Here is a 26,545-nt window from a genome sequence, read left to right as displayed (position 1 = left end):
GGCATGGAAACTATCGGGGGCAAGGTCCCCGGGCATAGATCCCGGGGACCGCGAGCCCTGGCGGGACTATTTCTTGAGGTCGCTGAGATTCCAGCAGGCGGTCTGGCTGTCGGCGTTCTCCTTGGTGATCGGAATCAGCGTGGTGTATTCCGAACCCTTGATCGAGCCGGGCTTGGCGCCCGAGGACAGCAGCCACTTGATCGTGCCGGCCATTTGTGTGGCCTGGGTCGGTACGTCGTAGCTCAAGTTGAGGTCGAACGCGCCCGACTTCACCAGCTCGCAGGCGCCCTTGCGTTCGCCGCCGCCCGATGTCGCCAAGAACACCTTGCCGGTGAGCCCTGCCTCCTTCACGGCCGCTGCGGTACCGATGTCCATGCCGTCCCAGAAGCCGACGATGCCGCAGAGATCGGGATTCTGCTTCAGCACCGTTTGCGTGATCGCCTTGGCCTTGGCGGCATCCCAATCGGCGGCCTGGCTCGATACCACCTTGATTTCGGGATGCTTGGCCAGAACGTTCTCGACGCCCTTGAGCGTATAGGCGCTCGCGGCGGCCGACAGCGCACCCTGGATGATCGCGATCTTGTTCGACTTGCCCTCGCAGGCCTTGACCACGCCTTCGGTCTGGCGTTCGCCGATCTCGACCCAGTTGGCACCGACGAAGGCGGAGCTGCGATAGGCCGAGCCCATGTTGATCTGGATGACGTAGATGCCCTCGTTCTCTGCGCGCTGGAGCAGTTTTGCGTAGGTCTGGACGTCAGGATTATGCACGACCATCACCGCCGGCTTCTCCGAGATCAAGGAGGTCACGGCCTGTGCGCCGGCGTTGGTGTTCCAATTGGCGTCGCGGATCACGAACTTGACGCCGTAGGGCTCGAGCTCCTTCTTCAGGCCGGCATACCAGCCCTCCGTGAGGTCGAAGTTCATCGCGACCGGCACATAGGCCACGGTCTTGCCGGCGAGCGCCTCCTTGAACGGCTTCTGGAACGGCTCGTCCAAGCCCTGCTGGGCGAGCGCCGGTCCGGTGAGCGCGGTGAGAGCCAGTGCGGCGAGGGGTACCCTGGTCGAGTTGCCAAAGATCTTCATTGCTTCCTCCTTGGTTGTAGTTGTCGTTGCTGTCGATCGTTCAGATGTCGCCCTGCTGTGCCGTTTCTTCGTTGCGTGGATTCAGGAAAGAGTCCGTGATGACGGCGAGCAACAGCACCACGCCCTTGATGAGATTTTGCCCGGCGTAGGAGATATCCATGATGGTCATGCCATTGAGCATGGTGCCGATCAGCAGCGTGCCGATGATGACGTTCAGCACGCCGCCGCGGCCGCCGGAGAGACCGATGCCGCCCAGCACGACCACCAGGATCACGTCGTAGATCAGCGTCGAGTTGAAAACGCGCGTCGGCATCGAATTGACCGATGCCGCCATCACGAGACCTGCGAAACAGCCGATCAGGGCCGCGATCACGTATTGCAGCACGATGATCGGGCGGGACGGAATGCCGGTGACACGTGCGGCGTAAGGATTATCGCCGATCGCGTAGATGTAGGCCCCCCAGCGCGTCTGGCGCAGCAGGAATGCGACCACCATGCAGGCGATCGCGAACATCACGATCGAGGTGGGAATGCCGAGAATAGTGCCCTGTCCGAGTCGCTCGAAGCCGTCCATGCCCGAACTCCATTGCACGACGTCGAGCTGGAACAGCACGGCTTGCCCAAGGCCTGCGAGCAACAGGCCCGTTGCGAGCGTCGCAAACAGCGAAGGCACCTCGGCATAGGCGATCAGCCAGCCATTGACGAGGCCGAAGGCGATCGTGATCAGGGCGGCCGTCAGCAACGAGAAGGGGAGTGAATGGCCGTTCTGCACCATTTGCAGCACGAGCCCGGGGGGCACCGCGAGCGCTGCGATCAGCGAGATGTCGATGCCGCGGCCGATCACGACGATCGCCATGGCGAGGCCGAGGATGCCGAGCACTGCCACGTTCTGGAGCAGCGTCAGCATGTTGTCGGCCGTCAGGAAGCCGTTCAGGAAGATCGAGAACACCAGGAACAGCAAGGCAAAGACGGCAAAGACGATCTCTTGCTGGCTGAATCGGAAGCGCTTCATCGTCCGGTCCTTCCTGCGTTCTATGGTTGCGCCATTTGCTTTGGCCTCGGGCGAACCCCGGCGGACGTTCGTCCGCTGCTGCGGTTTCCGCGCGACAAGGCGGCGCTTACGAAATTGTCGACGCCGTCGATATATCCGTCGATCGACGTGCCGCGTTTGCGGTATTTGGCGCGTTTGACGTACCAGTCCTGCAGCAGCGGCTTGATCAACGACGCCGTAAGCCCGACATGTTCGACCGTGAAGGCGCCGCTGGCGACGCCTTGCCGGAGCACGTCGGCGATGATCTTCTCGGTGGTGGCTTCCATGTCGATCGCGCGCTGGCGTTCCGCCGGCGGGAAGGACTTCGCTTCCATGAAAGCGAACACGAACCAGGGCTGCATCGCCTCGCTCATGCGGATGTGAGTCGCGATGATCCAGCCGAGGTGCTTGTTGGCGTCATTCCTGACGTCGTCGGGAGGCGCCGTCAGAACCTCGGTCGCCGTTGCCGCGACCTCGCCGAGGATCATCGAGAGCAGCCTGGGCTTGCTGTCGATATAGGTATAGAGGCCGCCCATGCTGAGGCCGGACGCTTCCGCAAGCTGGCGCAGCGTGGTGGCGTGGAAGCCCTGCTTGTTGGAGAGCGCGAGGGTGGCGCCGATGATGCGTGTCAAATTTGCGATGGCGAGCCGCGGCTTCCGCACGCGAATGGAGTCGCGATGACGTTCCAGAATGCGCGTGCACAGCGCTTCTGTCGAGAACGCATTCGTCCAAGGTCGTCGGCGCGCGAGGTTCACGCTGCCTCCCCTTATGTCTTCCCGGACCTTTGGCGTTGTTGTTGACCCAGGCGTGGGCTTTGCACCCTTATCGTTATTCCTAGCGCAGAGAGTGGCAGTCCGGAAAGGGGGCATGCCAGAATTTTCCGAGAGAGCGCTCGCTCGCTTTTTCCGGCCGATAAAATCACCCTGACCGATTTGACGTGGCCAGTTGCGCCGAATACTTTTCTTGCGAACTCGAAAAAGCGCGTAAACGCAAGAGTCTGGCGGCGGCCAAGGCTGGCGTGTACGCGGATGACGGATTGCGGGAGGAACGAACATGTCGAACGACATCGGAGCCACCATCGCGAAAGCGCGCGAGCATTCGATCGGCGATCTCCTGCGCCGATCGGCGGCCCGCGAGCCGAGCAAGCTCGCGGTGAGTTGCGGCTCCGTGAGCTGGACCTTCGCGGAGATGGACGCGGTCTGCAACCGGCTCGGCCGCGGCCTGCTCGGCCTTGGCGTGAAGAAGGGCGATCGCCTTGCCGTGCTGTCACGGAATTCCCACGCCTTTGCAGCGCTGCGCTTTGCCGTGGCGCGGATCGGTGCGGTGCTGGTGCCGATCAACTTCATGCTCAATCCGGACGAGATCAATTTCATCCTCAAGAGCTCCGGCGCCAAGCTGCTGGCCACGGGCCCTGATTTCGTCGAGCCGGCCCGCGCCGCTTCAGCCAAGGATTGCGCGGTCGAAAAAATGATCTGGCTGCCGGGTGAGGATCCCGCCACGGCGCCTGCAGACCTCGCCACCTTCGACGGTCTGCTTCATGCTGACGGCTCGGGCCTCGAGGCCTCCGTCGATAGTCGCGATCTCGCGCAGATCGTCTACACCAGTGGCACCGAATCCCTGCCCAAGGGCGCGATGCTGACCCATGAAGCGGTGATGTGGCAGTATGTCAGCTGTATCATCGACGGCGGCATGAGCGTGGACGACAAGTTCTTACACGCCCTGCCGCTCTATCACTGCGCCCAGCTCGACGTGTTCTTGGGTCCGCAAATCTATCTCGGCGCCTCCGGCGTGATCACGGGCAAGCCGACCGCCGACAACATCCTGGCGCTGATCCAGGCACATAAGATCACATCGTTCTTCGCGCCGCCGACGATCTGGATCGCGATGCTGCGGTCGCCGAACTTCGACAAGACCGATTTGTCGACGCTGCAAAAGGGCTATTACGGCGCCTCGATCATGCCGGTGGAGGTGCTGCTTGAGCTCCAGCGCCGCCTGCCCGCGGTAAAATTCTGGAATTTCTACGGCCAGACCGAGATCGCGCCGCTCGCGACCGTGCTGCGGCCGGAGGACCAGTTGCGCAAGGCCGGCTCGGCCGGCAAGCCCGTGCTCAATGTCGAGACGCGGGTGGTCAACACGTCGATGGAGGACGTCAAGGTTGGCGAGGTCGGCGAGATCGTGCACCGCTCGCCGCATTTGCTGTCGGGCTATTACAATGATCCCGCGAAGACCGCGGCGGCGTTTACCGGTGGCTGGTTTCACTCCGGCGATCTCGCCACCGTCGATGAAGAGGGCCACATCACGGTGGTCGATCGCGTCAAGGACATGATCAAGACCGGCGGCGAGAACGTCGCCAGCCGCGAGGTCGAGGAGATGATCTATCGTATTCCCGCGGTCTCCGAGGTTGCCGTCGTCGGCCTGCCTGATCCACGTTGGATCGAGGCGGTCACGGCCATCGTGGTGGTCAAGAGTGGGGAGACGCTGGATGAGGACAGCGTCATCCAGCATTGCGCCGGCCAGATGGCGCCTTTCAAGGTGCCGAAGCGCGTGATTTTCGTGGATAGCCTGCCGAAGAACCCGAGCGGCAAGCTGCTCAAGCGCGAGCTGCGCCAGCGCTTCGTCGGGGGCGAGACGCTCGACAAGGCGATCCAGAAGAACTTTGGGGCGTGAGGCGTTTCTTTTCGGAGAAGAGGACGCCGGCTCAATACTTCTTCACGTGCGCGCCGAAGGCCAGCCACAGCGCCGTCGATGCAAGGCCGAAACCGCCGAGCAGCAAAAACGTCGGGCCGTAGCCGATCCATTGCGCGATCCAGCCGCCGAGCGCGGGGCTCAGGCTCGCACCGACGCCTTGCACGGTGATGACGGCACCTTGGCCGAGATTGATGCGACCGGTGCCGTCCAGCGAGCGCGCGACCATGCCGGGAACGGCGACCGTCTGTAATCCGGTGCCCATCCCGTCCAATATCTGCATCGGGACCACGCCCCACCATCCCGTCACGAAGAACGCAAGCACGCCCCGGACGGGTAAGAACAAGAAGGAGACCAGGATTACCGGCCAGTAGTTGCGCTTTCCCGCGACTTGCATGGCAACCAGCGACGTCACGACCATGACGCCCTGCGCGATGACGACGGTGGTCGCGACGAAGCTCGGACCGTTGGCCTGACGTTCGGCCACCGCTGCAAGGCCATAGAGCGGGACGATGGCTGCATTGCCGAGATGGAAGATGGCAAGCGCGAGCGCCAGCACGAGGAGTGGCTTGTGCTTGAGGAGGACGGACATGGCATCCGGCGGTTTCTTGCTCTCATCCTCCTTGCTGCCGCGGGCCTGACGATCGTCGATCGCCTTGGCGGGAATCATCAGCACGCAGGCGATCGCGATAGCACCGAACACGGCCGCCAGCACGAACACGGCGACGTAGCCGAAGGTGTAGCCGAGATAGCCCGACAGCGCCGCGCCGACCATGTTACCGGCATGGTTGAAGGCCTGGTTGCGCCCGTTCAGCGCATTGAAACCCTTTTGCTTGGCCATGCCGAGCGTGATGCCAGTCACCGCCGGCACGATCGCAGCGCTCGCCAGCGATTGCGCGACTTGCGAAAACGTCACCGCCCAGAAATTCTGCGAGATCAGGATGATGGCGGAGGCAAGGACCACAAAGATTCCGGGAATGACCACCCACAGCCGCTTGTTGTGGCTGGAATCGATGAAGCCGCCGATCGGCGTCGTCACCAGCATGCCTGCGACATTGCCGATCGTCAGCGCAGTGCCGATCAAGCCGGTGGTCCAGCCGCGCTCTTGCAGGAAGACGCCGACGAATGGGCCGATGCCGGACTGCATGTCCGCCATGAAGAAATTGACGGCGAACAGCGGCCAGATGCGCGAGGGACGCGATGTCATCGAAACGCTGAACGTGATGCTGCCGATCGCATGAGGTCTCGCGCAGGTGGAAATGGCCGACTGTTTGTGCCGGAGCGGTCCGAAAAGTAACATGCGCTAACCGCGTTGGTTCCTCCGGACTTGCAATTGGAGGGATGCGACGTCACCTCATCGGCGTCCACTCTCGTTCCGGATCACGCCATGCCCCTTTGGACCTGCGAAACCTGCGGTGCGCAATTTCCGGACACCGGAAATCCGCCCGCGTCCTGCCCCATCTGCGAAGATGAGCGGCAATATGTGAACTGGAAAGGCCAGGCCTTCCTCACGCGGGATGCGCTGGCAGAGCGTCACCGCCTCGTCTGGCGCGACGATCTCGGCCTGACCGGCATCGCGCTCGAGCCGAGCTTTGCGATCGGCCAGCGCGCGCTGCTGGTCCCCGATGGCGGAGGGTACGTGATGTGGGACTGCATTCCGCTGGCAACGCCGGAGGCGGTCGCCCATGTCAAATCGCTCGGCGGCCTGACAGGGATCGCGATCTCGCACCCACATTATTATGGTGCGCTTGCGGACTGGAGCGAAGCGTTCGGCGGGGTGCCGGTCTATCTGCACGCTGACGACCGGCAATGGGTGACACGGCCGCATCCGTCGATCGTGCACTGGACCGGCGATCAGCATCGCATCTCGGACGATGTGCTGCTGTTGCGGACCGGCGGCCATTTCGCCGGTGCCACCATGTTGCATGATGCGCGCGGCGCCGATGGCAAGGGCGCACTTCTGACCGGCGATATCGCGCAGGTGACGATGGATCGCCGATTCGTCAGCTTCATGTATTCTTATCCCAATTACATGCCGCTCAACGCCCCTGCGGTACGGCGGATTGCGGCTGCGGTCGCGCCTCTCGCGTTCGACCGCATCTACGGCGCCTGGTGGGGTCGCAACATCGCCAGCGGCGCCAAGGCCGCCTTCTCGGCATCGGTCGAGCGGTACATTGCTGCCATCGCCTGAGCCGGCGGGAATGCCATTGCCTATCGCTATTAACTGTACTATAAGTACAGATATTTGGCGCGACGCAACGATGCGTTTGCTGGTCCGGCACGATCAATGCATCGTGGCTTTGGCTGGCGCGTTTTGTCGCCCTGTGAGCGGGAATCGGACGCATGACCGGGCGGCGCGACTACGAGATCTTTGAGGCCGGCAATTTCGTGCTTCAGTCCGGCGCTGTCTTCCCCGCGATGAACCTCGCCTACAAGACTTATGGCGCGCTGAATTCGGCCAAAGACAACGTCATTCTCTATCCGACCTCATTCAGCGCGCAGCATTTCGACACCGAGTGGTTGATCGGGTCCGATGGCGTGCTCGATCCCACCAGCTATTTCATCATCATCCCGAACCTGTTCGGCAACGGTCTGTCGTCGTCGCCATCGAACTCCGGCAACGAACCATTCCCGCAGCTCACCTATCACGACGCCGTCGCGGTCCAGCATCGGCTGCTGATCGAGCGCTTCGGCATCACAAAGCTGGCGCTGGTCTATGGCTGGTCGATGGGAGGCATGCAGGCGTATCACTGGGCCGCGCTTCACCCCGACATGGTCGAACGAGCAGCGGTCGTCTGCGGCAGCGCGCGATGCACGCCCTACAATTACGTGTTCCTGGAAGCCGTGAAGGCTGCGCTGTCAGGCGATCCCGCCTTCCGCGACGGCCGCTTTGTCGAAAGGCCCGTTGCCGGCTATCGCGCCATGGGGCGCGTCTATGCCGGCTGGGCGATGTCTCACGGCTTCTATCGCGACGAGCTCTGGCGCGAGGCCGGCTTCACTTCGCTCGAGGACTATCTCGTCCGCGCCTGGGACGCGACCTTCGCCCGGCGCGATGCCAACGATCTGCTGGCGCAGATCGGTATCTGGCAGACTGGCGATATCAGCCGGTGCGCTGCCTTCGGCGGCGATTTAGATCGCGCGCTCGGGGCGATCAAGGCGCACATGCTGCTGATGCCGGGCGCCACTGACCGTTACTTCGACGTGCGCGACAATGAGGACGAGCTCGGCCGCCTCGTTAATGCAAAATCAGCCGTGCTGCATCCGATCCCGTCGCTGCACGGCCATCGCGCCGGCAATCCCGTCAACAATCCGCGCGACCGGGCCTTCCTGAAGGCCGAGATCGCAGAGCTTCTCAACACGTAACGCAGGTCCCTGATCATGACTGACGCGACCGTTTCCGTTTCAGAACCGGGCCACCGCCTGAAGCCGCTGACGCCGGCGATGCTGCGCCAATTGTCGGTTCGCTCCGATCTCAAGGGCGCGGTGCGCAGCCTCTGCCACTACGCAATGGTCGTGCTGGTCGGATCGTTGATCTGGAAGGTGAGCTCGCGCTATGGCGTCCTCTGGGCGTTGCCGCTGATGGTGATACAGGGCTATTTTGTCGCCTTCCTGTTCATGGCGCTGCACGAGACCGCGCACAAGACCGCGTTCAGGAGCCGCGGCCTCAACCTCGCGGTCGGCTATCTCTCGGCCTTCATCATCGGGCAGCCTTACGAATATTACTGCCTGTTCCATTGGGACCATCATCGCTACACCCAGGATCCCGAGAAGGACCCGGAGCTGATCGTCGGCGTGAAGCCGAAATCCGACACCCAGGTCGCGCTTGCCTATAGCGGTCTGCTCCAGGTTGCCGGGCGGCTGCGGCTGATGCTCGGTCATGCCGTCACCGGCAAGGTCACGGTACCCTGGATCCCCGAGAACAAGCGCGCCGTCATCGTGGCCGAAGCGCGCGTCTATGCCGCCCTTTATGTCCTGCTGTTCGCGCTCTCTGTGTGGTTCTCCTCGACCCTGCTGCTCAAGGTCTGGATCGCTCCGCTGGTCATCGGGCAATTCTTCCTGCGGCCCTATCTGCTGGCCGAGCACACCGGCTGCGAACGCACCCGCAGCGCCTTCCAGAACACCCGCACCACCTACACCGGCGCGATCGTCAAATGGATTGCGTGGAACATGCCCTACCATGTCGAGCACCACGCCTACCCGTCGATTCCGTTTCACGCATTGCCGAAGCTCAACGCGATCGTCGACGGCGAGATCGTCTATCGCGGCAACGGCTATATCAGGACGACACTTGAGACTTGGGCGTGGTTTCGAAGGCAGCTGAAGGGCGCTTGAACCTAGCGCAGAACTCCGGTCGCAGCGCGACCGGAGCTTTGTCGTGAATGCACGCTATCAGTAGACGGTATAGCCGCAGACATTCACGACGCGGACACGCAGGCCGTGACGGGTCTGGACGACGCGCTCCTGGTAGCAATTGTCGATGCCGGTGTTGACGTAGAGGCCGCCATAGCCAAAGCCCCAACCGGGACCCCAGTGGTGGTGGAAGCCGTGAGCAGACGCCGCGGTCGGCAAGAGAGCGGCGGCGCCGAGCGAGCCGGCGGCGATCAGACCAAGTGCAAGCTTACGAAACATTCTCATTCTCCGGTGTGGCGCGAGGCCTTTGTTATGTCCCTGCTTCTCGGTCGAGCCGAAGCGTGATTGCGTTCACACGGCGAGGTGAGAATCGTGTTTCAGAATGGTTTCGTCGGGCGCGGCGAAACCCGCCGCGGTCAGGCTTTCCGCGCCGCGCGATAGCGCGCGGCCATCGCCCGCGTCATCTCGGCCATCTTCTCGCGGAGATCGGCGGGCTCCAGCACTTCGGCTTCGGCGCCGAGGCGCAACAATTCCGCGGCGGCATGCCATGATGTCTTGCCCGTCGGGACTCTGGCGATATGCCAGCCGTCCGCATCAGCGGTCTCTTCAATCTGCGTGCGCGCCCTGACGTAAGGCTGGCTCAGCGCGTCGAGCAGTTTTACGCCGAATGGCGAGAGCCGCACGACCGCGACGTTCGGGTGCATCTCGGCCTCTAACCGCAGCGTCGCATCCCGCCAGTAGGCCGCGAGGTCGAAATCGGCAGGGCGATCGAAGCTGTCGTCGAGTGCCGTGCAGTCAAGCACGCGCGCGACGCGATAGGTACGCACGCTGCCATCGACTTGACCTGCGAGATACCAGCTGCCACCCTTGAGCACGAGACCGAGCGGGGCAACACGGCGCTGCTTCTCCGAGCGCCAGCTCTGGTAGCGAATCCTGATCAATGTTCCGCGCAAAGCGGCGCCGGCAATGGTGCGCAGATGCGTCGGCTCCTCCGCTTCGCCAAACCAGCCCGGCGCGTCCAGATGAAAGCGCTCCTGCATCCGGCCGGCGTCTTCACGCAGATTCGCCGGCAGCGCCGCCATCAGCTTGTTCTGTGCAGCGATCATCGCGGCATCCAGCCCCAGCGCCGCCGCCGGGCCCGGGAGCCCTGCGAGGAAGAGCGCGCCCGCTTCGCTCTGAGACAGCCCGTTCAGCCTTACGCGATAGCCATCGAGCAGGCGGTAGCCACCCTCCGCACCGCGGTCGGCATAGACAGGGACGCCGGACGCCGCGAGTGCGTCGATGTCGCGATAGATCGTACGCACCGAAACTTCGCAGGCCTCTGCGAGCTCGGGTGCGGTGACCTGCCCCTTGGCCTGGAGGGTGGTGAGGATCGACAGCATCCGGCTCGCGCGCATGCTTCCTTAAACCATACCTGACAAAGGATGTCAGGTATGGTCGGTTAGAGATGCGCCATCGCAAGCCGACCCGAGGGAGACCTGCCATGACCGACCCGAATCGCATCACGCTGTATTATTCGCCGCAGAGCCGGGCCACCGGCACACGGGTGCTGCTGGAGGAACTGGGGGCGCCCTACGATCTCCATACCCTCAACATGAAGGCGGGCGAGCAGCGGCAACCGGCCTATCTCGCCATCAATCCGCTCGGCAAGGTGCCGGCAATCCATCACCACGGGGAGCTCGTGACCGAGCAGGTCGCGATCACCATCTATCTCGCCGATCTCTTCCCCGAGGCGGGGTTGACGCCCACCCTGAATGATCCGCTGCGCGGTCCGTACCTGCGCTGGATCGCCTATTATGGCGCTTCGTTCGAGCCGGCCCTGATCGACAAGTTCATGCGACGCGAGCCAGCCCCGATCACACAGTCGCCTTATGCCGACTACGACACCATGCTGGGGGCGCTCGAGACGCAATTGTCGAAGGGGCCGTATCTGCTCGGCGAGCGGATGACCGCCGCCGATGTCCTGTGGGGTGTCGCGTTCAGCTGGACCATGATGTTCGGCATCGTGCCGAAGAAGGACGTCTTCGTTCGCTATGCCGAGCGCATCACCTCGCGACCGGCGTTCCAGCGTATCAGCGCGGCGGACGATGAGATGGCTGCGCAGCATGCCAAGGCTGTGGGAGCCTAAGCAGACACCTCACTCCGTGTCGTCCCGGGCTCGCGCTTCGCGCGCCCCGGGACGACCACCGAGCATGAGGCGCGCCCTCGGACGCCCTGCCTCCTCAAAACCTCGGTGCCCGCTTCTCGGCGAACGCCTTGATACCTTCCTTGATCTCGTCGCCGCGCATGCTGTCGCGATGGCGCTGCTCTGCGGCCGCCTCGTCCAGTTCGCCGCGAGCGAATTCATTGATGGCGCGCTTCATGCCGCGCATCGCATTCGGTGCGTTGCCGGCGAGGATGTTGGCGAGCTTGTCGACTTCCTCGTCCAGAAACTCGACCGCCACCATGGCGGTGAGGTAGCCGATCCGCAGCATTTCCGGCGCAGTAATCTTTTGCGCGGTGAGGAACAGCTTCTTGGCATTGTCGACGCCGAGCCGGGTCACGTAGCGTTTGATGCCGCTGCTGTAGTAATGCAGCCCGAGCCGGGCCGCCGGCATGAACATCTCGGCGGTGTCGACGCCGATACGGAAATCGCAGGCGAGCGCGAGATCGGTCGAGCCGCCATACACGCCGCCATTGAGTCGGCAGATCGTCGGCACGCCCAGATCCTCGAGCCGGTTGACGACGACTTCGAAGGCCGAGCCCGCGCTCTGCTGCTCGTTGGCGCTGACCGCGCGCTCGGCGACCGAGTTGAGATCGTAGCCGGCCGAGAAGGCGCGTCCCGTGCCGGTCAGCACCAGGACGCGGATATCGGGATCGGCCTCGATCCGGTCGAACAAGTGGACGAGCTCGCCAAGGTCTTCGGCCTGGAGCCGGTTGAGATGCTTGGGCCGGTTGAGGCGGATGGTCGCACGGGCCCCGTCGATTTCGAGCAGGGGGCTAGAAGCCGCGTCGGCTGTCTCCGACATTCTTGTCTCCACTACCTGTTTTCGAGCGCGCGCCGTTTGGCTTCGGCGTCGATGGTCTCGGCCAGATCGGGGTGCCGGGCCATCAGCACGCGGAAGTCGACGAGGTCGAGCACGAGCAGCCGCGACACTTTCGTGGTCGAAACGTTGGCGCCGCGCATGTTGTTGCCGAGCAGCGCCATCTCGCCGAAGAAGGCGCCTTCCCCGAGCTGGACCTTCTTGCCGGGCAGGTCGACCTCGACTTCGCCGGCGGCGATGAAATACATGCAGTCGCCCTGCGTACCCTTGCGGATGATCATGGTGCGCGCCGGCAGCTCCATCGTGCGCAGCATGTGGGTGACGTCGGCGATGGCCGCAGGTCCCAGCGCCGCGAAGAACGGCACCTTGCTGACGGATTCCCAGGTCTTGAGGAAATTGTCACGGCGGGTCTCCGCTGCGAACCCGGTCGCCAGGATACCGGTCCAAAGGCCGAACACGCCGAGGCCGGAGATCATCACCAGCGCCGCCACCATGCGGCCGAGCGGCGTGACCGGCACGACGTCGCCATAGCCTGTCGTGGTCAGCGTGACGACCGCCCACCACAGAGCGGCGGGGACGCTGCCGAATGTTTGCGGTTGCACGTCCCGCTCCAGGAAATACTCCGCGACGGAAGCGAGAAAGACCACCATCAGGAAAATCACGAGCACGCTGAGCAGCGGTCCCGATTCCAGCACGAGCACGCGGCGGAGCTGGCGCAGGCCAGGAATCCCCGGCACGACCTTCAACACCCACAGCACGCTCAGCAGCCAAGCCGTCTTGGGCTCGGCGCCGAGGATCAGTGCGATCGGTACGGCCAGTGCCCCGACGGTGTCGACCAGCCCGGCGGAGGAGGACATATAAAGTCCCAGCCGCCCTTGCCGTCTCATATGGCGCAGCCGGACCAGCCATTCGAACACGAAATAGGCGAGGCTGGCCCACAGCAGGAGATCGACCCAGTGGTGTGCCGTTTCATAGGCCGGGTTGAGCGTCAGCAGCACCATGCTGAGCACGCCGACGGTCACGGCCACATAGGCCGCTTTGGTCATGTTGCGGCCGGCGGTCGCGGCCACGAACTGGGCCAGGGCGGGAAACATCGGCTTCAACATGAGGGATGACGGCTCGGTCTGGCTCTTGCGGTCCCCGGGGCTGGGACTTCGGCGCCAAAGTGCCCGTCCGCACGAGGGCCGTCAACGACAGGCGCCGGCCTTCGATGCGGGTGGCTAATCCGGGCAGGTCAGCCGTCACTTGAAATGGGGTGGCTCGTCATAGCCGCGGCGGCTGCTCAAGAACAGCAGCATCATCAAGCCGATGCCGACCACAAGGGAGAACCCCGCTCCGAGCGCCAGGGCCACATAGCCTTCCGTCGGGATCGGGTCGCCGCCGATCGACATGGCCGAATAGGCGAAGTAGCCAACCGCAACCAGCATTCCCAGCAAGACGATGAGAAGGAGCATACGCATGGCGCGTTCTCCGGTTGTGTCCCTAACCAACGGTTGCTTTGGGAGACGGTTCCGCTCGAGACCGGCCCGCGATTGGCCGGGAAAAACCAGCGCCGGAGTCCCCCCGGGCGCGATCGATAGGTCAGGCACTCTGAGCTGTCTTCACCGCCACGACATTGGTGTCGTCATGAGGGGGAGGGAGGGCCTGTCGGGTGGCCTTCTCGAGCTCGCCGGCATGGCGCTTCAGGTAGTCGCGGCGCATACCGATCTCGTCGCGGACAAATTCGTAACCGAGCTTGAAAGTATCGAGCCCGTCGGTACTGATCGTGCCGTCGCGCAGGCCGATGACCGCGCCGCGCAAGATGCTCTCAAGCTCGTCCTGGAGGCATTCGAGCTCATCCGGTGAATGGGCGTGTTCGATGCGTTCGCCGATGTCGAGGATGGCGGTGGAGAGCTCACTTGCCTTTTCCGGCGCGATGCGGGTGATCTTGGCGTAGATTGCGGCGAAGATCGAGCCGATGACGCTGAGCGCGGCGGCGCCCAGATACATCATGTCGCTGTATTTATCCATGAACGACTTGGTGTCGTCGTTGATGTAGTCGGCCGCGCCCTGATGCGCCATCACGTAGGCGTCCTTCTCGACGGACGCCGGCTCAATGTGGGTCGCAAAGCCGTTGTCGAGCCCGAGCGCGGATTTGTTCTCGTAGACGATGCGCGCGATGTCGCCGGCGGTGGTACCCGACATTTTGGATTGAGCGACCAGGAGCCATTCGAGCCCGATCGTATCGAGATCGTCGTCGGGAATCTCGGGAGATGCCGACAGCGTGCCGGCCGTCAGCGTCTCGTCGGAAATGCCGGGGAATTTGCGCGCCAGCGCCTTGGCCTCATCGATCGCATTCAGCGTGAAGCCGCCGCGCTTGGCGACCTGCTCATAGGCCTTCTCGCGCACGGCCTTGGAGGCGTGGACGATTGCGATCACCGCGCTGAAGCCACTGGCGGGCGCGAACAGCTTGTCCAGGGTCATGCCTTGCGGCGCCATCTGGATCTTGGCGGCGTCGGGGCTGTCGGGCGCGATATCGAGTAGGTTGCGGACGAAGGCGAGCGAGGATTCGCTGTCGGCGCGAACCGCGACCTTTTTCTTCTTCAGCTCGGCCAGCGACTTGATCTTCTTATTGCCGGGACCGAGCAGAAGCACGAAATCGTGCTCCAGCAGCGCCAGAGTGCGCGCCCGCGCCGGCACCTTGGCGTCGGTGCGCAGGATGGCGAGATCGGCCTGCCTGCGGTCGAATTGCGCGATTGCCTTGGCGTTGTCGGGATTGTTGACGATCTTGATCCGGAAACGCGAGCCGCTGTTCTTCAGCAGCGTGGCGAGCTTGTTCGCGAACAGGGCTTCGTCGCCGTCGGGCCCGCCAACAGCAAAGGTCAGCGTCTCCGAATTGTGCAACCAGGCGCGGCCCGCCCAGACGGTCGCCAGCGACAGCAGCAGGGTGAGCACGACATACAGCAGCACCTGCTGCTGATTGGTCTTGATCACTTTGGGACGCCGTGGCGGCGGGGGTTCGGTCGACGAGGTCGGGCCTTCAGCACTCATGGCAGCACCTGGCCTTATTCCTTGAATGGCGGGCGGCCGAATCATCGCCGGCAGCCTGCGCAAAAATTTCGTAAGCGTTTAAAAAAGAACGATAATCCTCTACTCCAGGATGATAGCGCTCCAGTTGCGGAAAGCAAATTACGCGCCGGAGGTAACCTTACTCGGGGCGGCCTCTGGTCTTGTTGATCCTATCACCGTTTAGCCACACTTAGCGATTTTCCCGTTCCCCCGGCTGCATTCCGGCGCAGGAAATGTCATAAATCGCCGGTCCCGATGGATTTGACGGGACCAAGAAGAAGTTGCGCTGAACGCTCCATTTTTTTCTTTTCGAGTCAACGAGGGCGTCAGCTTTGTCGTTTCCACCTCTGTCATCGGCGGTTCCGGTCGAAGCGCTCATTGGCTGGATGTTGCTGCTTACCTTCAAGCACATCATCGCCGATTTCGTCCTGCAAACGGCGTGGATGGCGCACGGCAAGGACCAGAAGCACGGCTGGGCTTTGCCGCTCCTGGTGCATTGCCTGATTCACTTTGCGGTTGCGTTGCCATTGATCCTGATCGTGGCGCCAAAATTCTGGTTCGTGGCGCTGATCGATTTCGTCATCCACATCACCATCGATCGTGCCAAGGGATTCGTGTCGGCCAATTTCGGCGTCAACCAGGAGCACCCCTGGTTCTGGACCCTGATCGGCGTCGACCAGGCGCTGCACCATCTGACCGGCTTCGGCCTCTCCATCTTCATGGCGGCGAACTGAGCTTGGACCTCCGTTCGGAGGACCCCGCCGGCGGCGGGGATCTTGAAGGACTGCCGCAAGGCCACCGCCGACGCCGTCAACCCGGTAGGGCTGCGCTCTGATTCCCGGCATAAGAGCATGGACACCGGGTGACTACCGCCCAGGGTGGTTAACCTTTCATTAGAGAATTGCGCGGCATCTTCCGGACACGAGGGAGAACTGCAATGTTTTCAAGCCGCGACGCTTTTGAAAGCGATTTCTGCCCGGTTCGTGACGAGCTTCTTGGCGAGATGTACCGCGCCAATGCAAGCGGTCTGCCGAGGCTGGTTGAGAGTGTTTCCCCTGACGTCCGCGCCAGGCTGGCGCTGTTTTGCTATCGCCGCAGCCATCTGCACTCGTTGGCCGTCGCGATCGCGAGCAGCTGTAGCGAGCGCGACCTGATCGAGAACGGTGGCCGTGTCGGCTCGACGCTCTACGCGTTGTCGCGCGAAGGCTCGGCCAAATCATCGCCCTCGCTGTCGGGAGGCCGCAAGCCGATCACGTTGTCGACCAAGCCGCTCTCGGTGCTCGCACCGCTGGACGACGAAATCGACGACGAGATCAGCGAAGCCGTTCCCGCCTAAGCGGTCTCTATCACAGGCAGCCCGAACTTCCGCCGCGCCATCGCGCATTCGGCATCTCCAGGCATGCAAGTGCGGCACACCTCCGGCCGCACCGCATAGATGCCGCACGTGGTCGCCTTGCCGATATCTCCCTGCAACGCCGAACAGCGATCGCCCTCGCAGCGCATGCCGGACTGACGCGCGTTGACGAGGCCCGAAGGGATCAACGCAAGCTCCTCGTCGCTCTCGATCGAGAAGCGCGGCCAGTTTTGCGAATAGCCGCAGCAGGCGCCGCAGCTCTGGCAGCAGCTCGATTGATCGATCTCTTCCATCGGCATCATGTGTCTTTCGGCGGTCCCCAGACCAGGCTCTGCCGCCATTTCGCGCGCAGCACGTCGCGCCTTTCAGGATATCGCTCGTCGAGATAGGTCGCCTCCACGACGCGGTCGGTGCGGAAGCTGCGGAAGTCTCCGCGTAGCTCGCACCACGCGGCGAGCAGACGCACGGCTTCGAGATAGCCGACCGAGATCGGCCAGATCATGCGCTCGCTGGGACGACCCTGTTCGTCGCGATAGCGCAGCATGATCTTCTTGCCTTCGTGGATCTGCGTGCGCGTACGCGCCATGTCCAGACGGTCAGGCTCCCTGTTCCAGCTCGGCCGCGCCCGGCTCGCCGGCTCCAGCACGAAGGGCCGCAGCCGCTCGGGCACAGTGTCGGCGATCTTGGCCATCAAATCTTCGGCCGCGCGCGCCAGCGTGGAATCGGCATGGCCCGCGACCCATTGCGCGCCCAGCACCGCCGCCTCGATCTCGTCCGGCGTCAGCATCAAGGGCGGCAGGTCGAATCCTTTTTCCAGGATGTAGCCCATGCCGGCTTCGCCGCGGATCGGCACGCGCTGGCCTATCAGCGTTGCGATGTCGCGATAGATGGTGCGCTTCGAGGTCTCGAGCTCGGCTGCAATTGCGTCCGCGGTCAGCGGCTTACGGGTGCGCCTCAGCACCTGGATGATCTGAAACAGCCGGTCGGCACGTCTCATGACAATTCTCTCATCGAACGGCGGATCAGAAATCGGCGCGCGGCTGCTGACAGGATGTTGGCAGCAGGGGAGTTCTATACCGGGACAACACATCGACTGAAGAGGGTTTGTTCATGATCACTCCGATCCATCTTGGCCTGGCTGGCCCGCTCTGGCGAGCCCAAGCCTCGTTGCATGCCAGAGTCTTCGGCCGCTTCATGTTTCTCGAACTCACTGCCGTCGACCTCCGCCTCGCGATCGCAACCGTGGTGACACGTTCGTTGATCCAGGCTGCGGACGCGCTCGTCCGCCATGTGATGGGCCGCGCCTGGCGGGGGGCCCGTTTCGCAGAAGATATCACGGCTGCTGCCACCATGGTGGCAGCAGCCCGGCACTAGGTTCCGTCAACTCTTTCGGCAGGTTCAGGAGAGCTCACATGATCACGCTTTACGGCTTTGGCACCGGCTTCGGCCTGCCGGAAATCAGCCCCTTCGTCACCAAGACCGAGGTGCAGCTCAAGATGGCGGGGCTGCCCTACCGGAAGGAGCGGGCGATGCCGCCGGCCTCACCCAAGGGGCAGCTGCCCTTTATCGACGATGGCGGCGAGGCCGTGGCCGATTCGACCTTCATCCGCGCCCATATCGAGCGCCGCTACGGCTTCGACTTCGATGCCGGCCTCTCGTTGCAGGAGCGTGCACAGGCCTGGGCCTTCGAGCGCATGATCGAGCATCACGTCTACTGGGCGCTGATCGGCGCCCGCTGGGTTGATCCAGTCAATTTCGCCAAGGGACCTGCGCATTTCTTCGACGGTGCGCCGGAGCACAATCGGGAGAAACTGCGCGAGGATGCCCAGTTCCGCGTCGCCGAGAACTATCTGCTCTCCGGCCTCGGCCGCCACGCCCCCGATGATGATGTCGATCTCGCAGTGCGTTCGCTGTTCGCACTGTCGGTGCAGCTTGGTGACAAATCCTATCTGATGGGCAACAAGCCCAGCGGTGTCGACGCGACTGCGTTCGGCGTTCTCGCCGGCATTTTGACGCCGTTCTTCGAGTCCAACCTGCGCGACCGCGCGGAAGGGTTTCCGAACCTCACCGCCTTTGTCGACCGGATGATGGACACCTACTATCCGGAGTTCGCCTGGACGCCGCTGCGCCAGGCGGCGTGAGGCAAGCGCGCCGGACGTATAAAAGAAAAGAGCCGGCCTGATGGGCCGGCTCTCGTCATTTCGGAGACCGACGCCGCCTACCTCACCAGCGTGTACTTGCCGTTCTTCACGGTGAGCAGGATGCGCGAGCGCTCGTCGAGGCCGTAGCGGTCCTTTTCGGTGAAGTTGTAGACGCCCTGGCTGGCGGCCAGCTCCTTCTCGGACAGCAACGCCTGACGGATCGCTTCGCGGAACTCAGGTGTGCCGGGTTTTGCGGTCTTCAGCGCCGTCGGGATGATACGCTTGAGGATCTCGAAGGCATCGTAGGAATGGCCGGCGAACTGGCTACGGCTGTTCGGGCCGTACTTGGCTTCATAGGCTGAGTTGAGCGCAAGGCCGGGCTTCTTGGTGGCAGCTTCCTCCGGCTGGTCCTCGGGGTCCATGACAGGACCGGATGCCATCAGCACGCCTTCGGCCGCTTGGCCGGCGATGCGGATGAAGTCCATGCTGGCAGCGCCGTGGGTCTGGTAGATCAGGCCCTGATAGCCGCGCTCACGCAGCTCGGTCTGCGGCAGCGCGGCCGCGGTGCCGGAGGCGCCGACCAGGATCGCATCGGGATTGGCGGCCACGAGCTTCAGCACCTGGCCGGTCACCGAGGTATCCGGACGGGCGAAGCGCTCCTCGTCGACGATGGTCATGCCCATCGGCACGGCCTGCGCCTTCAGGTCGTTGAACCAGAGGTCGCCATAGGAGTCGGAATAGCCGATATAGCCGAGGGTCTTGATGCCCTTGGACTTCATGTGATCGTACAGCACCTTGCCGACGATTGGGATCGGCTGCGGCATCGCCACCGACCACTTCATGCGTTCCGGCGTGATCGGGAAGGGAGCCAGACCAAAGTGCGGAATGCCGGCTTCGTTGGCGACGTTGGAGACTGCGATGGTCGGCGGCGTCAGCGCCGAGCCCATGATGATGTCGGCTTTGGATTCGGTGACGAAACGGCGGGCGTTGGTGGTCGCGGTGGTGGGATCGCCGCCGTCGTCGAGCACGATCACCTTCAACGGAACGCCGCCGATTTCCTTCGGCACGAATTCCAGCGCGTTGCGCTCGGGAATTCCGAGCGCGGCGCCCGGGCCGGTGGTGGTGGTGGTGATGCCGATGGTGATTTCGTTGGTCTGGGCGTGCGCGGGCAAGGCCGGCAACGCCAGCGTCGCCGCCGCGATGGCAGTCAGGTAAAAGCGTTTCATCAATTCCTCCCTTGACGTTTTCTTTGAAAGCAGAAATCGGGGATGAATTCAGCCCCGTCTTTTGGCGATGCGGCGATTTGGTTCCGGATTAGCTCCCTGTGAATTTGGCGACCATTTCCGGGGGGAAGGGTGCCGATTTCAGTCTGTCGGGGTTGTCGGGGTCGCGGCCGACCAGAACGCGCGTCTCGAAGCCTTCGATGGCGAGCGCCTCGCCCTTGTAGACGTTGTGCTTCACCTCGAAGCTCGAGCGCTTGATGCTCTCGATCTTCGTTTCGATGGTGATCCAGTCGCCATAGGTCGAGGGAATGTAGAACTTGGACCGCGTATCGACCATGGGGATGCCCACCAGGCCGTATTTGCGAACCAGGTCCTGCTTGGAGAAGCCGGCGACCTCGAACAGGGTCGACGTCGAATCGTCGAACATCGCGAAATAGCGCGGATAGTAGACGATGTTGGCGGGGTCGCAGTCGCCCCACTGGATCTGGACGTCGCGCCGGTTCACGAACATGCGTTGAGTGCCTTATTTCGGCGCCATGCGCAGCGAGCCGTCGAGGCGCACCACTTCGCCGTTGAGATAGGAGTTCTCGACCATGTGCAGCGCGAGCGCGGCGAATTCGTCGGCATTGCCAAGACGGCGCGGGAAGGGGATGGCGGCGGCGAGCGAGTCCTGCGCTTCCTGCGGCAGATTGGCCAGCAGGGGCGTCAGGAACAGCCCGGGCGCGATGGTCAGCACGCGGACGCCGAACTGGGCGAGCTCGCGCGCGATCGGCAAGGTCATGCCGACGATGCCGCCCTTCGAGGCCGAGTAGGCCGACTGGCCGATCTGGCCGTCATAGGCGGCGACCGAGGCCGTGTTGATGATGACGCCGCGCTCGCCGCTCGCCTGCGGCTCGAGCTTGGACATCTCCGTCGCCGCGAGGCGCAACATGTTGAAGGTGCCGATCAGGTTGATCTTGATCACCTTGTCGAAATCGGCAAGCGCCATCGGGCCGTCGCGGCCGACGACGCGTTTTGCAACGCCGATGCCGGCGCAGTTGACCAGTACGCGGGCCGGACCATGGGCCTTGGCCGCCTGTGCGATCGCAGCTTCAGCGGAGGCCGCGTCTGAGACGTCGCAGGTGACGGCGACGCCCTTGATCTCGGCGGCAACGGTCTCTGCAAGCTTGGTATTGAGATCGCACACCGCGACCTTGGCGCCCTGCGCCGCCAGTTTTCGTGCTGTGGCAGCACCCAGACCCGATGCGCCGCCGGTGACGATGGCTGCCTGATCCTTCAACAACATGGCGTTCTCCTTCGATGAGTTTCTTTAGCCGACCGATATCACGCGGTCAGACGGATTGGCAGCGTAGAGCTCTTCAATCAACGCGCCGCGATGCTCCAGCACCGCGCGCTGGTTGATCGAGCCCTTGTCGGTGACCTCGCCCTTGTCGATCGAGAGCGGGGTGTCCATCAGGATCGCACGGGTAATCCGGGTCGAGGAGCCGGTCGCCGAACCGAGAAACTGGGTCAAGCGCTCGCGGAACGCCTCGCGGACCAGCCGGTCGCGCGTCGCGACCACGAGGTCGTCTGGCGGCAGTGTCGGGTTGATCAGGCGGCAGCCGTCGAGATCGAGCACGATGAGAGCGGAGATCTCGTCACGGTTGATGCCGGCGATGACGACGTCGCGCACCAGCGGCGCGCAGGCTGCGATGAGGCGCGCGCGCAAGGGACCGACGCTGACCCAGGTGCCGCTGGCGAGCTTGAAATCCTCGCTGACGCGGCCGTCGAAATCGAAGCCGGCGTTGAGATCATCAGGATCGGCGGGCTTGAGCGCATCGCCCATCTTGTAAAATCCTTCCTCATCGAAGGATTTTGCGGTGATGTCAGGCTGGCGCCAGTAGCCGGGCATCACGTTCGGCCCCTTGGCGCGGACCTCGAGCTTGCCGTTGTTTGGCACCAGCTTGGCCTCGTTGCCGGAAACGGGAAGGCCGACATGGCCGGAGCGGCTGGTACGCGGATTGACCGACATGAAGAACGGTGCGGTCTCGGTGGCGCCGAGGCCGGTCAGCATCGGCACGCGATATCCCTTCTCCTTCACCGCGAGCTCGTCAAGACTGTTCCAGACGAACGGCGACAGCGCAGCGCCGGAGAAGAACATCGCATGCAGGCGATCGAAGAACTTTGCGCGCAGGCCCTGGTCGTCGCGCAAATAGGGCAGCAGCGATTCATAGCCCTTGGGCACGTTGAAATAGACCGTCGGCGAAATCTCCTGGAGATTGCGCACGGTCTCCTCGATGCCGCCGGGCACCGGCTTGCCGGCGTCCAGATACATCGAGCCGCCATTATACAGCGTCAGCCCGATATTGTGGTTGCCGCCAAAGGTGTGGTTCCATGGCAACCAGTCGATGATGACAGGCGGCTCGTCCTTGAGGAAGGCGAGCGTCTCGCGCAGCATCACCTGGTTGGCGCAGATCATGCGCTGGGTGTTGATGACGGCCTTGGGATTGCCTGTTGAGCCCGAGGTCAGCAGGAATTTTGCGATTGTGTCGGGGCCGATCTTCTCATGGAGCTCGTCAAGATCGCTACGGATCGGGGTTGCGATGAGGTCGGCGAGCAGGGTGACGTCGCGGCCCGGCACATGGCCATAGGACGCAGCGATCTCGGTACCGAGGGAGACATTGGCGGCGAGCGCGTCCGCGAACTTGCCGGCATCCTCTGCGAAAACGAGGCCGGGCGTCAGCAGCTTCATCAAATATGCGAGCTTGCCGTAATCCTTCGACACCAGTGAATAGGCCGGTGACACCGGGCAGAAGGGAATGCCGGCATAGAAGGCGCCGAAGGCGAGCAAAGCGTGGTCGATCGAATTGCCGGAGAGGATGACGACCGGCCGCTCCGCCGACAGGCCGCGCTGGATCAGGCCTGAGGCGATATGCCGGCTCGCGGTGAGCAGCTCGGCATAGGTGATCTTGCGCCAGCCCCGGCCACCCTCGCGCTCGGCCATGAAGACGCGGTCCGGCGTCGCCGTCGCCCAGTGATGCAGACGATCGGTGATGCGGACGGGATAGTCGCCGAGGGGCTGCTTCGGCCGCAGATAGATCGTGCCATCGGCGCGACGCTCGACATCGACCACGGGATCTCCGAAGGAGATCGGCCGCAGCGGAGAATTGCTCACGCCGCGCTCTGTGCTGGAAGAGGACGGCTGTGCGCTCATGACTTCGGCTTTACCTTGGCGGTCTTGTGCTCGAGGAACTCGCGGATCCTGCGTTTTGCTTCCTTGTCGCTCTGCGCAACGGTGGCCATCAGCGATTCCATCAAAAGGCCCGTTTGCGGATTGGCCTCCGCGATCATCGGGAGCGCTTGAAGCACGGCGAAATTCGTCAACGGCGCGTTGGACGCAATCTTGGTCGCAAGCTCCAGCGCCTTGGGCAAGCCGTTCCCTCCCTCGGTGACATATTGCGCAAAGCCGTAGGACGCGCCCTCGGTCGCGCTATAGACACGGCCGGTCAGCATCATGTCCATCATCCTGGCAACGCCGATCAGCCGCGGCAGCCGCACCGAGCCGCCGCCGCCGACGAAGATGCCGCGCTGCCCCTCCGGCAGCGCGAAATAGGTCGAGGGCTCGGCGACACGGATATGCGCCGCGCAGGCAAGCTCCAGCCCGCCGCCGATCACGGCGCCCTTCAGCGCGGCGATGACGGGGACGCGGCTATACTGGATACGGTCGAACACCCGATGCCACATTTGGGAATGGAGAAGGCCGCCGGTGGCGTCGTGGTCCTGGAGCTCGGACAGGTCGAGACCGCTGGAGAAATGGTCGCCGATGCCGTGAATGACCACCGCACCGACATCCTCGGGCAGGGACGTAAAGCATTGGCCGATTTCGAGAATGATGCCGTCATTGAGCGCATTGCGCTTGGCCGGCCGGTTCAGCCCCACGGTCAGAACCCGGTCCACCCTCTCGATCTGAAGCAGCCCGGAGGTGCCCGCGCCAGCGGTCTCGGCGTTTCCCTGTGTCATTTGCGTCCTTATCAGAATAGTTATGTTGTATAACGAATTTGGGAGGAGTCAAGGAGGGGCGCCGTCAGGTAGGCAAAAGCCGTCCTCCAATTTGGTGTCGTCCCGGCGGAGGCCGGGACCCATAACCCCAGGGAGGAATTTGGCGAAGATTGGTCGTTCGGTACTCCGACCGCCTGCAGCGGATAGATCACGCGGTATGGGTCCCGGCTTTCGCCGGGACGACAGTTGAGTGTGCGCTCACACCACCTGATGCACGTCGATCACCACCCGGTCTGCGTGCCGCGCGGCTGAGCCGACAAAGATGTGCTCCATCAGCCAGCGGTATTTCTCGTGCCCCGTCTCGAATTTCGGCACGGTCCGAAAATAGATCAGCTTCGGATCAACGGGTTCGCCACGCTTGAGCTTTTGCAGGAGTTCGATCGGGCCAAAGCGGATGCCCTTGTTCTCGACATAGATGGTGGCGCCGTCGTCGGTCTCGAAGGCGTATTTGGCCTCCAAGTCGATCAGCTCGTTGGGGCGGATGGTCTGGAAGTCGGCGCCGAACGGAAGCACCCTGCCTGATAACGCCCCCGTCACCTCGCCGCCGATGATCGGGATGATGCGGCGGACGCCGATGCCGGTCTCGCCGGCGGTGATGACGTCGCCGATTTTTGCAGTGATCGTGAAGACATATTTTGTCGCGAGCGTCGGTGTGGTCATTGCTTCGCCTCGCTAGTGCGCCATCATCCGCATCGGCAGCCATGTCGCCAGCAGCGGGAACGCGATCAGGATCACCAGGCGCACGAGGTCGGTCGCCACGAACGGAATCACACCCTTGAAGATCGTGGAGAAGGAGACGTCCTTCACCACGCTCTTGATGACAAACACGTTCATGCCGACAGGCGGATGGATCAGTCCGAGCTCGACCGTCATGACGATGATGACGCCGAACCAGATCGGGTCGAAGCCGAGATGTGTGATCACGGGGAAGATGATCGGCACGGTCAGGATGATCATCGCCATGGCGTCCATCAGGCAGCCGAGCACGAGATACATCACCATGATCAGCGCCAGCACGCCGTAAGGGCCGAGACCGAGGCCGGTGAGAAATTCCGTCACCTTCTGCGGCGTCTGCGTCACCGTGAGGAAATAACCGAAGATCAAAGCGCCGATCAGCACGGTGAACACCGCGGCCGCGGTGCGCGTCGCCTGCAGCAGCGAGGCCAGCACCTTCTCGCGGTCGAGCCGTCCCGTGACCATGCCGATGATGAAGGCGCCGGTGGCGCCGACGCCGCCAGCTTCCGTCGGCGTAAAGCGCGGCAGGAAGGGCAGTCCGTAGAGACCGCCGATCACGAACACGAACAGCAGCACCGGCGCCCAGATTTCCTTCAGTCCGGCGAAACGCTCGCGCCAGGGCAGCACCTTGCCCTTGGGCAGGAAGTCGGGGCGCAGATAGCCGATCAGGAAGATCGTGATCATGTACATGGTCATCGCCAGCAGGCCCGGAATGATGCCGGCGATGAAGAGTTTGCCGATGTCCTGCTCGGTGATGATGCCGTAGACCGCGAGCACGGTGGAGGGCGGCAGCATCGCGCCAAGCGTGCCGCCGGCCGCGATCACCCCTGTCGCAAAGGACTGCGGATAGCCGAAGCGGCGCATCTCGGGATAGGCAACAGCGGAGAAGGTGGCTGCCGTCGCCACCGATGAACCGCAGATCGCGGCAAAGCCGCCGCAGGCGCCCACGGTCGCGATGCCGAGCCCGCCGCGCAAATGTCCGACAAAACCGTTGGCGGCGCGGAACAGCTCCCGGCTCATGCCGGAATTGCTGACGAACGAGCCCATCAGCAGGAACATCGGGATGACGCCGAAGGTGTAGTCGGTGACCGTGCGCATCGAGGTCTGGCCGACCAGTTTCAGCGCCGGCGTCGCGCCGACCAGATAGGAGAAGCCGGAGACGCCGACGAGGCCCATGGCCATGCCGACGGGCACGCGCAGCAGCATCAAGGCAAACAGGGAGATGAAGCCGATTACGGCGACGGCATCGGTGCTCATGATCATTCCGTCGCCTTCAGCTTGGGGTCGTGCATCTCTTCAGGATGGAAGATCAATCGGTAGGTGCGGATCGCGATCAGCAGCACGGCCGAGACGTCGCCGATCCAGGCGATCGCGAAGAACGGCCAGGTCGGCATGTGCATGTCGAAGGTCTGGACGTTGTCGTTGTAGGTGCCGCGCACCTTGTCGAACAGCGTCCAGGTCTGCACCGTGACGACGAACAGCAGCACCAGCGTCGCGAACACGTCGATCCAGCGCTGGTAGCGTGGCCCGACATTGCCCCAGACCAGATCGACCGTGATGTGCGTGCCGCGGTAGGAGGTTGCCGCGATGCCCCAGAAGATCAGGATGCCGAGCAGCATGCGACCGATGTCGAAACTGTCAGGGATCGAATAGTTCAGCGTGTTGCGCAGCAGCACCGACAAAAAAATGTCGAACGCGACGATACCGACGAACGCGGCGGCGATCCATTCGATCGTGTCGATGATGCGGTCCATCCAGGCGCGCTTCATGGGGAGAGAGTCCTTTCGACCAGTTCGAGCTGTCCCCGCGATGGAGCTGCGCTCCCTCCCCCGCTT

Annotated in this window: 29 protein-coding genes; 9 read left to right on the top strand and 20 right to left on the bottom strand. The window is 63.3% G+C overall.

Translation table 11 applies throughout. The features are described 5' to 3' along the window. Positions 1-66: 66 nt before the first annotated feature. From XH98_RS08335 to XH98_RS08325, 3 genes are read right to left on the bottom strand one after another with little or no spacing between them, the layout of a single operon-like run. Positions 67-1,083: a sugar ABC transporter substrate-binding protein gene (locus XH98_RS08335; RefSeq protein ID WP_057746322.1), complete on the bottom strand. Its 1,017-nt coding sequence runs from the start codon at positions 1,081-1,083 to the stop codon at positions 67-69. Positions 1,084-1,123: 40 nt separating this feature from the next. Further along, positions 1,124-2,095: an ABC transporter permease gene (locus tag XH98_RS08330; protein WP_271618335.1), complete on the bottom strand. Its 972-nt coding sequence runs from the start codon at positions 2,093-2,095 to the stop codon at positions 1,124-1,126. 20 nt (positions 2,096-2,115) lie between these two features. After that, positions 2,116-2,868, bottom strand: coding sequence for a TetR/AcrR family transcriptional regulator (locus tag XH98_RS08325; RefSeq protein ID WP_271618334.1), 753 nt, complete (start codon positions 2,866-2,868; stop codon positions 2,116-2,118). Between the two features lie 298 nt (positions 2,869-3,166). Here XH98_RS08325 and XH98_RS08320 point away from each other — a divergent pair, with 298 nt between their 5' ends. Beyond that, positions 3,167-4,780 (top strand): acyl-CoA synthetase, encoded by a 1,614-nt coding sequence (locus XH98_RS08320; protein ID WP_271618333.1) that lies wholly within the window; start codon positions 3,167-3,169, stop codon positions 4,778-4,780. 31 nt (positions 4,781-4,811) lie between these two features. Here XH98_RS08320 and XH98_RS08315 read toward each other — a convergent pair whose 3' ends face one another. Next, positions 4,812-6,005 carry an MFS transporter gene (locus XH98_RS08315; protein WP_271618332.1) on the bottom strand — a complete coding sequence of 398 codons (1,194 nt, stop codon included), beginning with the start codon at positions 6,003-6,005 and terminating at the stop codon, positions 4,812-4,814. Positions 6,006-6,185: 180 nt separating this feature from the next. Here XH98_RS08315 and XH98_RS08310 point away from each other — a divergent pair, with 180 nt between their 5' ends. The 3 genes from XH98_RS08310 (at position 6,186) to XH98_RS08300 (ending at position 9,130) form a co-directional block, all read left to right on the top strand. Continuing rightward, the gene (locus tag XH98_RS08310; RefSeq protein ID WP_271618331.1) at positions 6,186-6,989 is read left to right on the top strand and encodes an MBL fold metallo-hydrolase; all 804 of its coding nucleotides are present in this window, start codon (positions 6,186-6,188) and stop codon (positions 6,987-6,989) included. Positions 6,990-7,141: 152 nt separating this feature from the next. Beyond that, positions 7,142-8,161, top strand: coding sequence for an alpha/beta fold hydrolase (locus XH98_RS08305; RefSeq protein WP_271618330.1), 1,020 nt, complete (start codon positions 7,142-7,144; stop codon positions 8,159-8,161). Between the two features lie 15 nt (positions 8,162-8,176). Then, on the top strand, positions 8,177-9,130 hold the full coding sequence (locus tag XH98_RS08300; RefSeq protein ID WP_271599175.1) for a fatty acid desaturase: 954 nt from the start codon (positions 8,177-8,179) through the stop codon (positions 9,128-9,130). Positions 9,131-9,187: 57 nt separating this feature from the next. Here XH98_RS08300 and XH98_RS08295 read toward each other — a convergent pair whose 3' ends face one another. After that, positions 9,188-9,427, bottom strand: a complete 240-nt coding sequence (locus XH98_RS08295; RefSeq protein WP_271618329.1) for a hypothetical protein — start codon at positions 9,425-9,427, stop codon at positions 9,188-9,190. 137 nt (positions 9,428-9,564) lie between these two features. Further along, positions 9,565-10,545, bottom strand: a complete 981-nt coding sequence (locus XH98_RS08290; protein ID WP_271618328.1) for a helix-turn-helix transcriptional regulator — start codon at positions 10,543-10,545, stop codon at positions 9,565-9,567. 86 nt (positions 10,546-10,631) lie between these two features. Here XH98_RS08290 and XH98_RS08285 point away from each other — a divergent pair, with 86 nt between their 5' ends. Then, entirely contained in the window at positions 10,632-11,276 is a 645-nt protein-coding gene (locus tag XH98_RS08285; protein WP_271599178.1) for a glutathione S-transferase family protein, read from the top strand. Between the two features lie 94 nt (positions 11,277-11,370). On the opposite strand, the gene XH98_RS08280 is transcribed toward XH98_RS08285, so the two are convergent. The 4 genes from XH98_RS08280 to XH98_RS08265 all read right to left on the bottom strand — a co-directional run bounded on the left by XH98_RS08280 (position 11,371) and on the right by XH98_RS08265 (position 15,201). Beyond that, a complete protein-coding gene (locus XH98_RS08280; protein ID WP_271599179.1) occupies positions 11,371-12,156 on the bottom strand; it encodes an enoyl-CoA hydratase/isomerase family protein in 786 nt (261 codons plus the stop codon). Positions 12,157-12,167: 11 nt separating this feature from the next. Continuing rightward, positions 12,168-13,277: a cyclic nucleotide-gated ion channel gene (locus tag XH98_RS08275; RefSeq protein ID WP_057746353.1), complete on the bottom strand. Its 1,110-nt coding sequence runs from the start codon at positions 13,275-13,277 to the stop codon at positions 12,168-12,170. A 135-nt stretch (positions 13,278-13,412) separates the two neighbouring features. Further along, complete coding sequence (locus XH98_RS08270; RefSeq protein ID WP_271599180.1) at positions 13,413-13,631, bottom strand: hypothetical protein; 219 nt, start codon at positions 13,629-13,631, stop codon at positions 13,413-13,415. A gap of 121 nt (positions 13,632-13,752) precedes the next feature. After that, complete coding sequence (locus XH98_RS08265; protein ID WP_271618327.1) at positions 13,753-15,201, bottom strand: TAXI family TRAP transporter solute-binding subunit; 1,449 nt, start codon at positions 15,199-15,201, stop codon at positions 13,753-13,755. Between the two features lie 404 nt (positions 15,202-15,605). Between XH98_RS08265 and XH98_RS08260 the strand changes: the two genes are divergently transcribed. Both XH98_RS08260 and XH98_RS08255 read left to right on the top strand, forming a co-directional pair. Continuing rightward, positions 15,606-15,953, top strand: coding sequence for a DUF3307 domain-containing protein (locus XH98_RS08260; protein ID WP_057746865.1), 348 nt, complete (start codon positions 15,606-15,608; stop codon positions 15,951-15,953). A 203-nt stretch (positions 15,954-16,156) separates the two neighbouring features. After that, complete coding sequence (locus tag XH98_RS08255; protein WP_271618326.1) at positions 16,157-16,555, top strand: hypothetical protein; 399 nt, start codon at positions 16,157-16,159, stop codon at positions 16,553-16,555. Here the strand turns inward: XH98_RS08255 and XH98_RS08250 are convergent. Next, the gene (locus XH98_RS08250; protein WP_271599191.1) at positions 16,552-16,866 is read right to left on the bottom strand and encodes a YkgJ family cysteine cluster protein; all 315 of its coding nucleotides are present in this window, start codon (positions 16,864-16,866) and stop codon (positions 16,552-16,554) included. The genes XH98_RS08255 and XH98_RS08250 overlap by 4 nt on opposite strands. A gap of 5 nt (positions 16,867-16,871) precedes the next feature. Then, positions 16,872-17,570: a helix-turn-helix transcriptional regulator gene (locus XH98_RS08245; RefSeq protein ID WP_057746364.1), complete on the bottom strand. Its 699-nt coding sequence runs from the start codon at positions 17,568-17,570 to the stop codon at positions 16,872-16,874. 113 nt (positions 17,571-17,683) lie between these two features. Between XH98_RS08245 and XH98_RS08240 the strand changes: the two genes are divergently transcribed. Both XH98_RS08240 and XH98_RS08235 read left to right on the top strand, forming a co-directional pair. Continuing rightward, positions 17,684-17,947 (top strand): hypothetical protein, encoded by a 264-nt coding sequence (locus XH98_RS08240; RefSeq protein WP_220006057.1) that lies wholly within the window; start codon positions 17,684-17,686, stop codon positions 17,945-17,947. Between the two features lie 38 nt (positions 17,948-17,985). Further along, the gene (locus XH98_RS08235) at positions 17,986-18,714 is read left to right on the top strand and encodes a glutathione S-transferase family protein (RefSeq protein WP_271599183.1); all 729 of its coding nucleotides are present in this window, start codon (positions 17,986-17,988) and stop codon (positions 18,712-18,714) included. A gap of 77 nt (positions 18,715-18,791) precedes the next feature. On the opposite strand, the gene XH98_RS08230 is transcribed toward XH98_RS08235, so the two are convergent. The 8 genes from XH98_RS08230 to XH98_RS08195 form a co-directional block, all read right to left on the bottom strand. Then, entirely contained in the window at positions 18,792-19,940 is a 1,149-nt protein-coding gene (locus tag XH98_RS08230) for an ABC transporter substrate-binding protein (protein ID WP_271599061.1), read from the bottom strand. Between the two features lie 88 nt (positions 19,941-20,028). Beyond that, positions 20,029-20,448, bottom strand: a complete 420-nt coding sequence (locus XH98_RS08225) for an acyl-CoA thioesterase (protein WP_092230816.1) — start codon at positions 20,446-20,448, stop codon at positions 20,029-20,031. A gap of 12 nt (positions 20,449-20,460) precedes the next feature. Beyond that, on the bottom strand, positions 20,461-21,222 hold the full coding sequence (locus XH98_RS08220; RefSeq protein ID WP_057746374.1) for an SDR family NAD(P)-dependent oxidoreductase: 762 nt from the start codon (positions 21,220-21,222) through the stop codon (positions 20,461-20,463). A gap of 24 nt (positions 21,223-21,246) precedes the next feature. Further along, positions 21,247-23,130, bottom strand: a complete 1,884-nt coding sequence (locus tag XH98_RS08215; RefSeq protein ID WP_271618325.1) for a feruloyl-CoA synthase — start codon at positions 23,128-23,130, stop codon at positions 21,247-21,249. Continuing rightward, positions 23,127-23,936 (bottom strand): crotonase/enoyl-CoA hydratase family protein, encoded by an 810-nt coding sequence (locus tag XH98_RS08210; RefSeq protein ID WP_271618324.1) that lies wholly within the window; start codon positions 23,934-23,936, stop codon positions 23,127-23,129. Before XH98_RS08210 ends, XH98_RS08215 begins: the two co-directional genes overlap by 4 nt. Positions 23,937-24,173: 237 nt before the next feature. Further along, positions 24,174-24,635: a DUF3237 domain-containing protein gene (locus XH98_RS08205; RefSeq protein WP_271618323.1), complete on the bottom strand. Its 462-nt coding sequence runs from the start codon at positions 24,633-24,635 to the stop codon at positions 24,174-24,176. Positions 24,636-24,647: 12 nt separating this feature from the next. Next, on the bottom strand, positions 24,648-25,967 hold the full coding sequence (locus XH98_RS08200; RefSeq protein ID WP_271618322.1) for a TRAP transporter large permease: 1,320 nt from the start codon (positions 25,965-25,967) through the stop codon (positions 24,648-24,650). A 2-nt stretch (positions 25,968-25,969) separates the two neighbouring features. Further along, positions 25,970-26,479 carry a TRAP transporter small permease gene (locus XH98_RS08195; protein WP_271599056.1) on the bottom strand — a complete coding sequence of 170 codons (510 nt, stop codon included), beginning with the start codon at positions 26,477-26,479 and terminating at the stop codon, positions 25,970-25,972. Positions 26,480-26,545: the final 66 nt, after the last annotated feature.

The organism is Bradyrhizobium sp. CCBAU 51745, assembly GCF_028128715.1.
Lineage (GTDB): Bacteria > Pseudomonadota > Alphaproteobacteria > Rhizobiales > Xanthobacteraceae > Bradyrhizobium > Bradyrhizobium manausense.
The sequence above is the reverse complement of the archived record's forward strand: the minus strand, read 5'-3'. Positions and strand labels throughout refer to the sequence as shown.

Excerpts from the sequence above, each read along its gene's own strand:
- XH98_RS08200 (WP_271618322.1), bottom strand. The coding sequence starts at position 25,967 with ATGAGCACCGATGCCGTCGCCGTAATCGGCTTCATCTCCCTGTTTGCC.
- XH98_RS08275 (WP_057746353.1), bottom strand. The coding sequence starts at position 13,277 with ATGTTGAAGCCGATGTTTCCCGCCCTGGCCCAGTTCGTGGCCGCGACC.
- XH98_RS08255 (WP_271618326.1), top strand. The coding sequence starts at position 16,157 with ATGTTTTCAAGCCGCGACGCTTTTGAAAGCGATTTCTGCCCGGTTCGT.
- XH98_RS08205 (WP_271618323.1), bottom strand. The coding sequence starts at position 24,635 with ATGACCACACCGACGCTCGCGACAAAATATGTCTTCACGATCACTGCA.
- XH98_RS08285 (WP_271599178.1), top strand. The coding sequence starts at position 10,632 with ATGACCGACCCGAATCGCATCACGCTGTATTATTCGCCGCAGAGCCGG.
- XH98_RS08335 (WP_057746322.1), bottom strand. The coding sequence starts at position 1,083 with ATGAAGATCTTTGGCAACTCGACCAGGGTACCCCTCGCCGCACTGGCT.
- XH98_RS08215 (WP_271618325.1), bottom strand. The coding sequence starts at position 23,130 with ATGAGCGCACAGCCGTCCTCTTCCAGCACAGAGCGCGGCGTGAGCAAT.
- XH98_RS08235 (WP_271599183.1), top strand. The coding sequence starts at position 17,986 with ATGATCACGCTTTACGGCTTTGGCACCGGCTTCGGCCTGCCGGAAATC.
- XH98_RS08250 (WP_271599191.1), bottom strand. The coding sequence starts at position 16,866 with ATGGAAGAGATCGATCAATCGAGCTGCTGCCAGAGCTGCGGCGCCTGC.
- XH98_RS08310 (WP_271618331.1), top strand. The coding sequence starts at position 6,186 with ATGCCCCTTTGGACCTGCGAAACCTGCGGTGCGCAATTTCCGGACACC.
- XH98_RS08195 (WP_271599056.1), bottom strand. The coding sequence starts at position 26,479 with ATGAAGCGCGCCTGGATGGACCGCATCATCGACACGATCGAATGGATC.
- XH98_RS08265 (WP_271618327.1), bottom strand. The coding sequence starts at position 15,201 with ATGAGTGCTGAAGGCCCGACCTCGTCGACCGAACCCCCGCCGCCACGG.
- XH98_RS08290 (WP_271618328.1), bottom strand. The coding sequence starts at position 10,545 with ATGCGCGCGAGCCGGATGCTGTCGATCCTCACCACCCTCCAGGCCAAG.
- XH98_RS08260 (WP_057746865.1), top strand. The coding sequence starts at position 15,606 with ATGTTGCTGCTTACCTTCAAGCACATCATCGCCGATTTCGTCCTGCAA.
- XH98_RS08245 (WP_057746364.1), bottom strand. The coding sequence starts at position 17,570 with ATGAGACGTGCCGACCGGCTGTTTCAGATCATCCAGGTGCTGAGGCGC.
- XH98_RS08280 (WP_271599179.1), bottom strand. The coding sequence starts at position 12,156 with ATGTCGGAGACAGCCGACGCGGCTTCTAGCCCCCTGCTCGAAATCGAC.
- XH98_RS08295 (WP_271618329.1), bottom strand. The coding sequence starts at position 9,427 with ATGTTTCGTAAGCTTGCACTTGGTCTGATCGCCGCCGGCTCGCTCGGC.
- XH98_RS08305 (WP_271618330.1), top strand. The coding sequence starts at position 7,142 with ATGACCGGGCGGCGCGACTACGAGATCTTTGAGGCCGGCAATTTCGTG.
- XH98_RS08225 (WP_092230816.1), bottom strand. The coding sequence starts at position 20,448 with ATGTTCGTGAACCGGCGCGACGTCCAGATCCAGTGGGGCGACTGCGAC.
- XH98_RS08320 (WP_271618333.1), top strand. The coding sequence starts at position 3,167 with ATGTCGAACGACATCGGAGCCACCATCGCGAAAGCGCGCGAGCATTCG.
- XH98_RS08220 (WP_057746374.1), bottom strand. The coding sequence starts at position 21,222 with ATGTTGTTGAAGGATCAGGCAGCCATCGTCACCGGCGGCGCATCGGGT.
- XH98_RS08210 (WP_271618324.1), bottom strand. The coding sequence starts at position 23,936 with ATGACACAGGGAAACGCCGAGACCGCTGGCGCGGGCACCTCCGGGCTG.
- XH98_RS08240 (WP_220006057.1), top strand. The coding sequence starts at position 17,684 with ATGATCACTCCGATCCATCTTGGCCTGGCTGGCCCGCTCTGGCGAGCC.
- XH98_RS08330 (WP_271618335.1), bottom strand. The coding sequence starts at position 2,095 with ATGAAGCGCTTCCGATTCAGCCAGCAAGAGATCGTCTTTGCCGTCTTT.
- XH98_RS08300 (WP_271599175.1), top strand. The coding sequence starts at position 8,177 with ATGACTGACGCGACCGTTTCCGTTTCAGAACCGGGCCACCGCCTGAAG.
- XH98_RS08315 (WP_271618332.1), bottom strand. The coding sequence starts at position 6,005 with ATGACATCGCGTCCCTCGCGCATCTGGCCGCTGTTCGCCGTCAATTTC.
- XH98_RS08230 (WP_271599061.1), bottom strand. The coding sequence starts at position 19,940 with ATGAAACGCTTTTACCTGACTGCCATCGCGGCGGCGACGCTGGCGTTG.
- XH98_RS08270 (WP_271599180.1), bottom strand. The coding sequence starts at position 13,631 with ATGCGTATGCTCCTTCTCATCGTCTTGCTGGGAATGCTGGTTGCGGTT.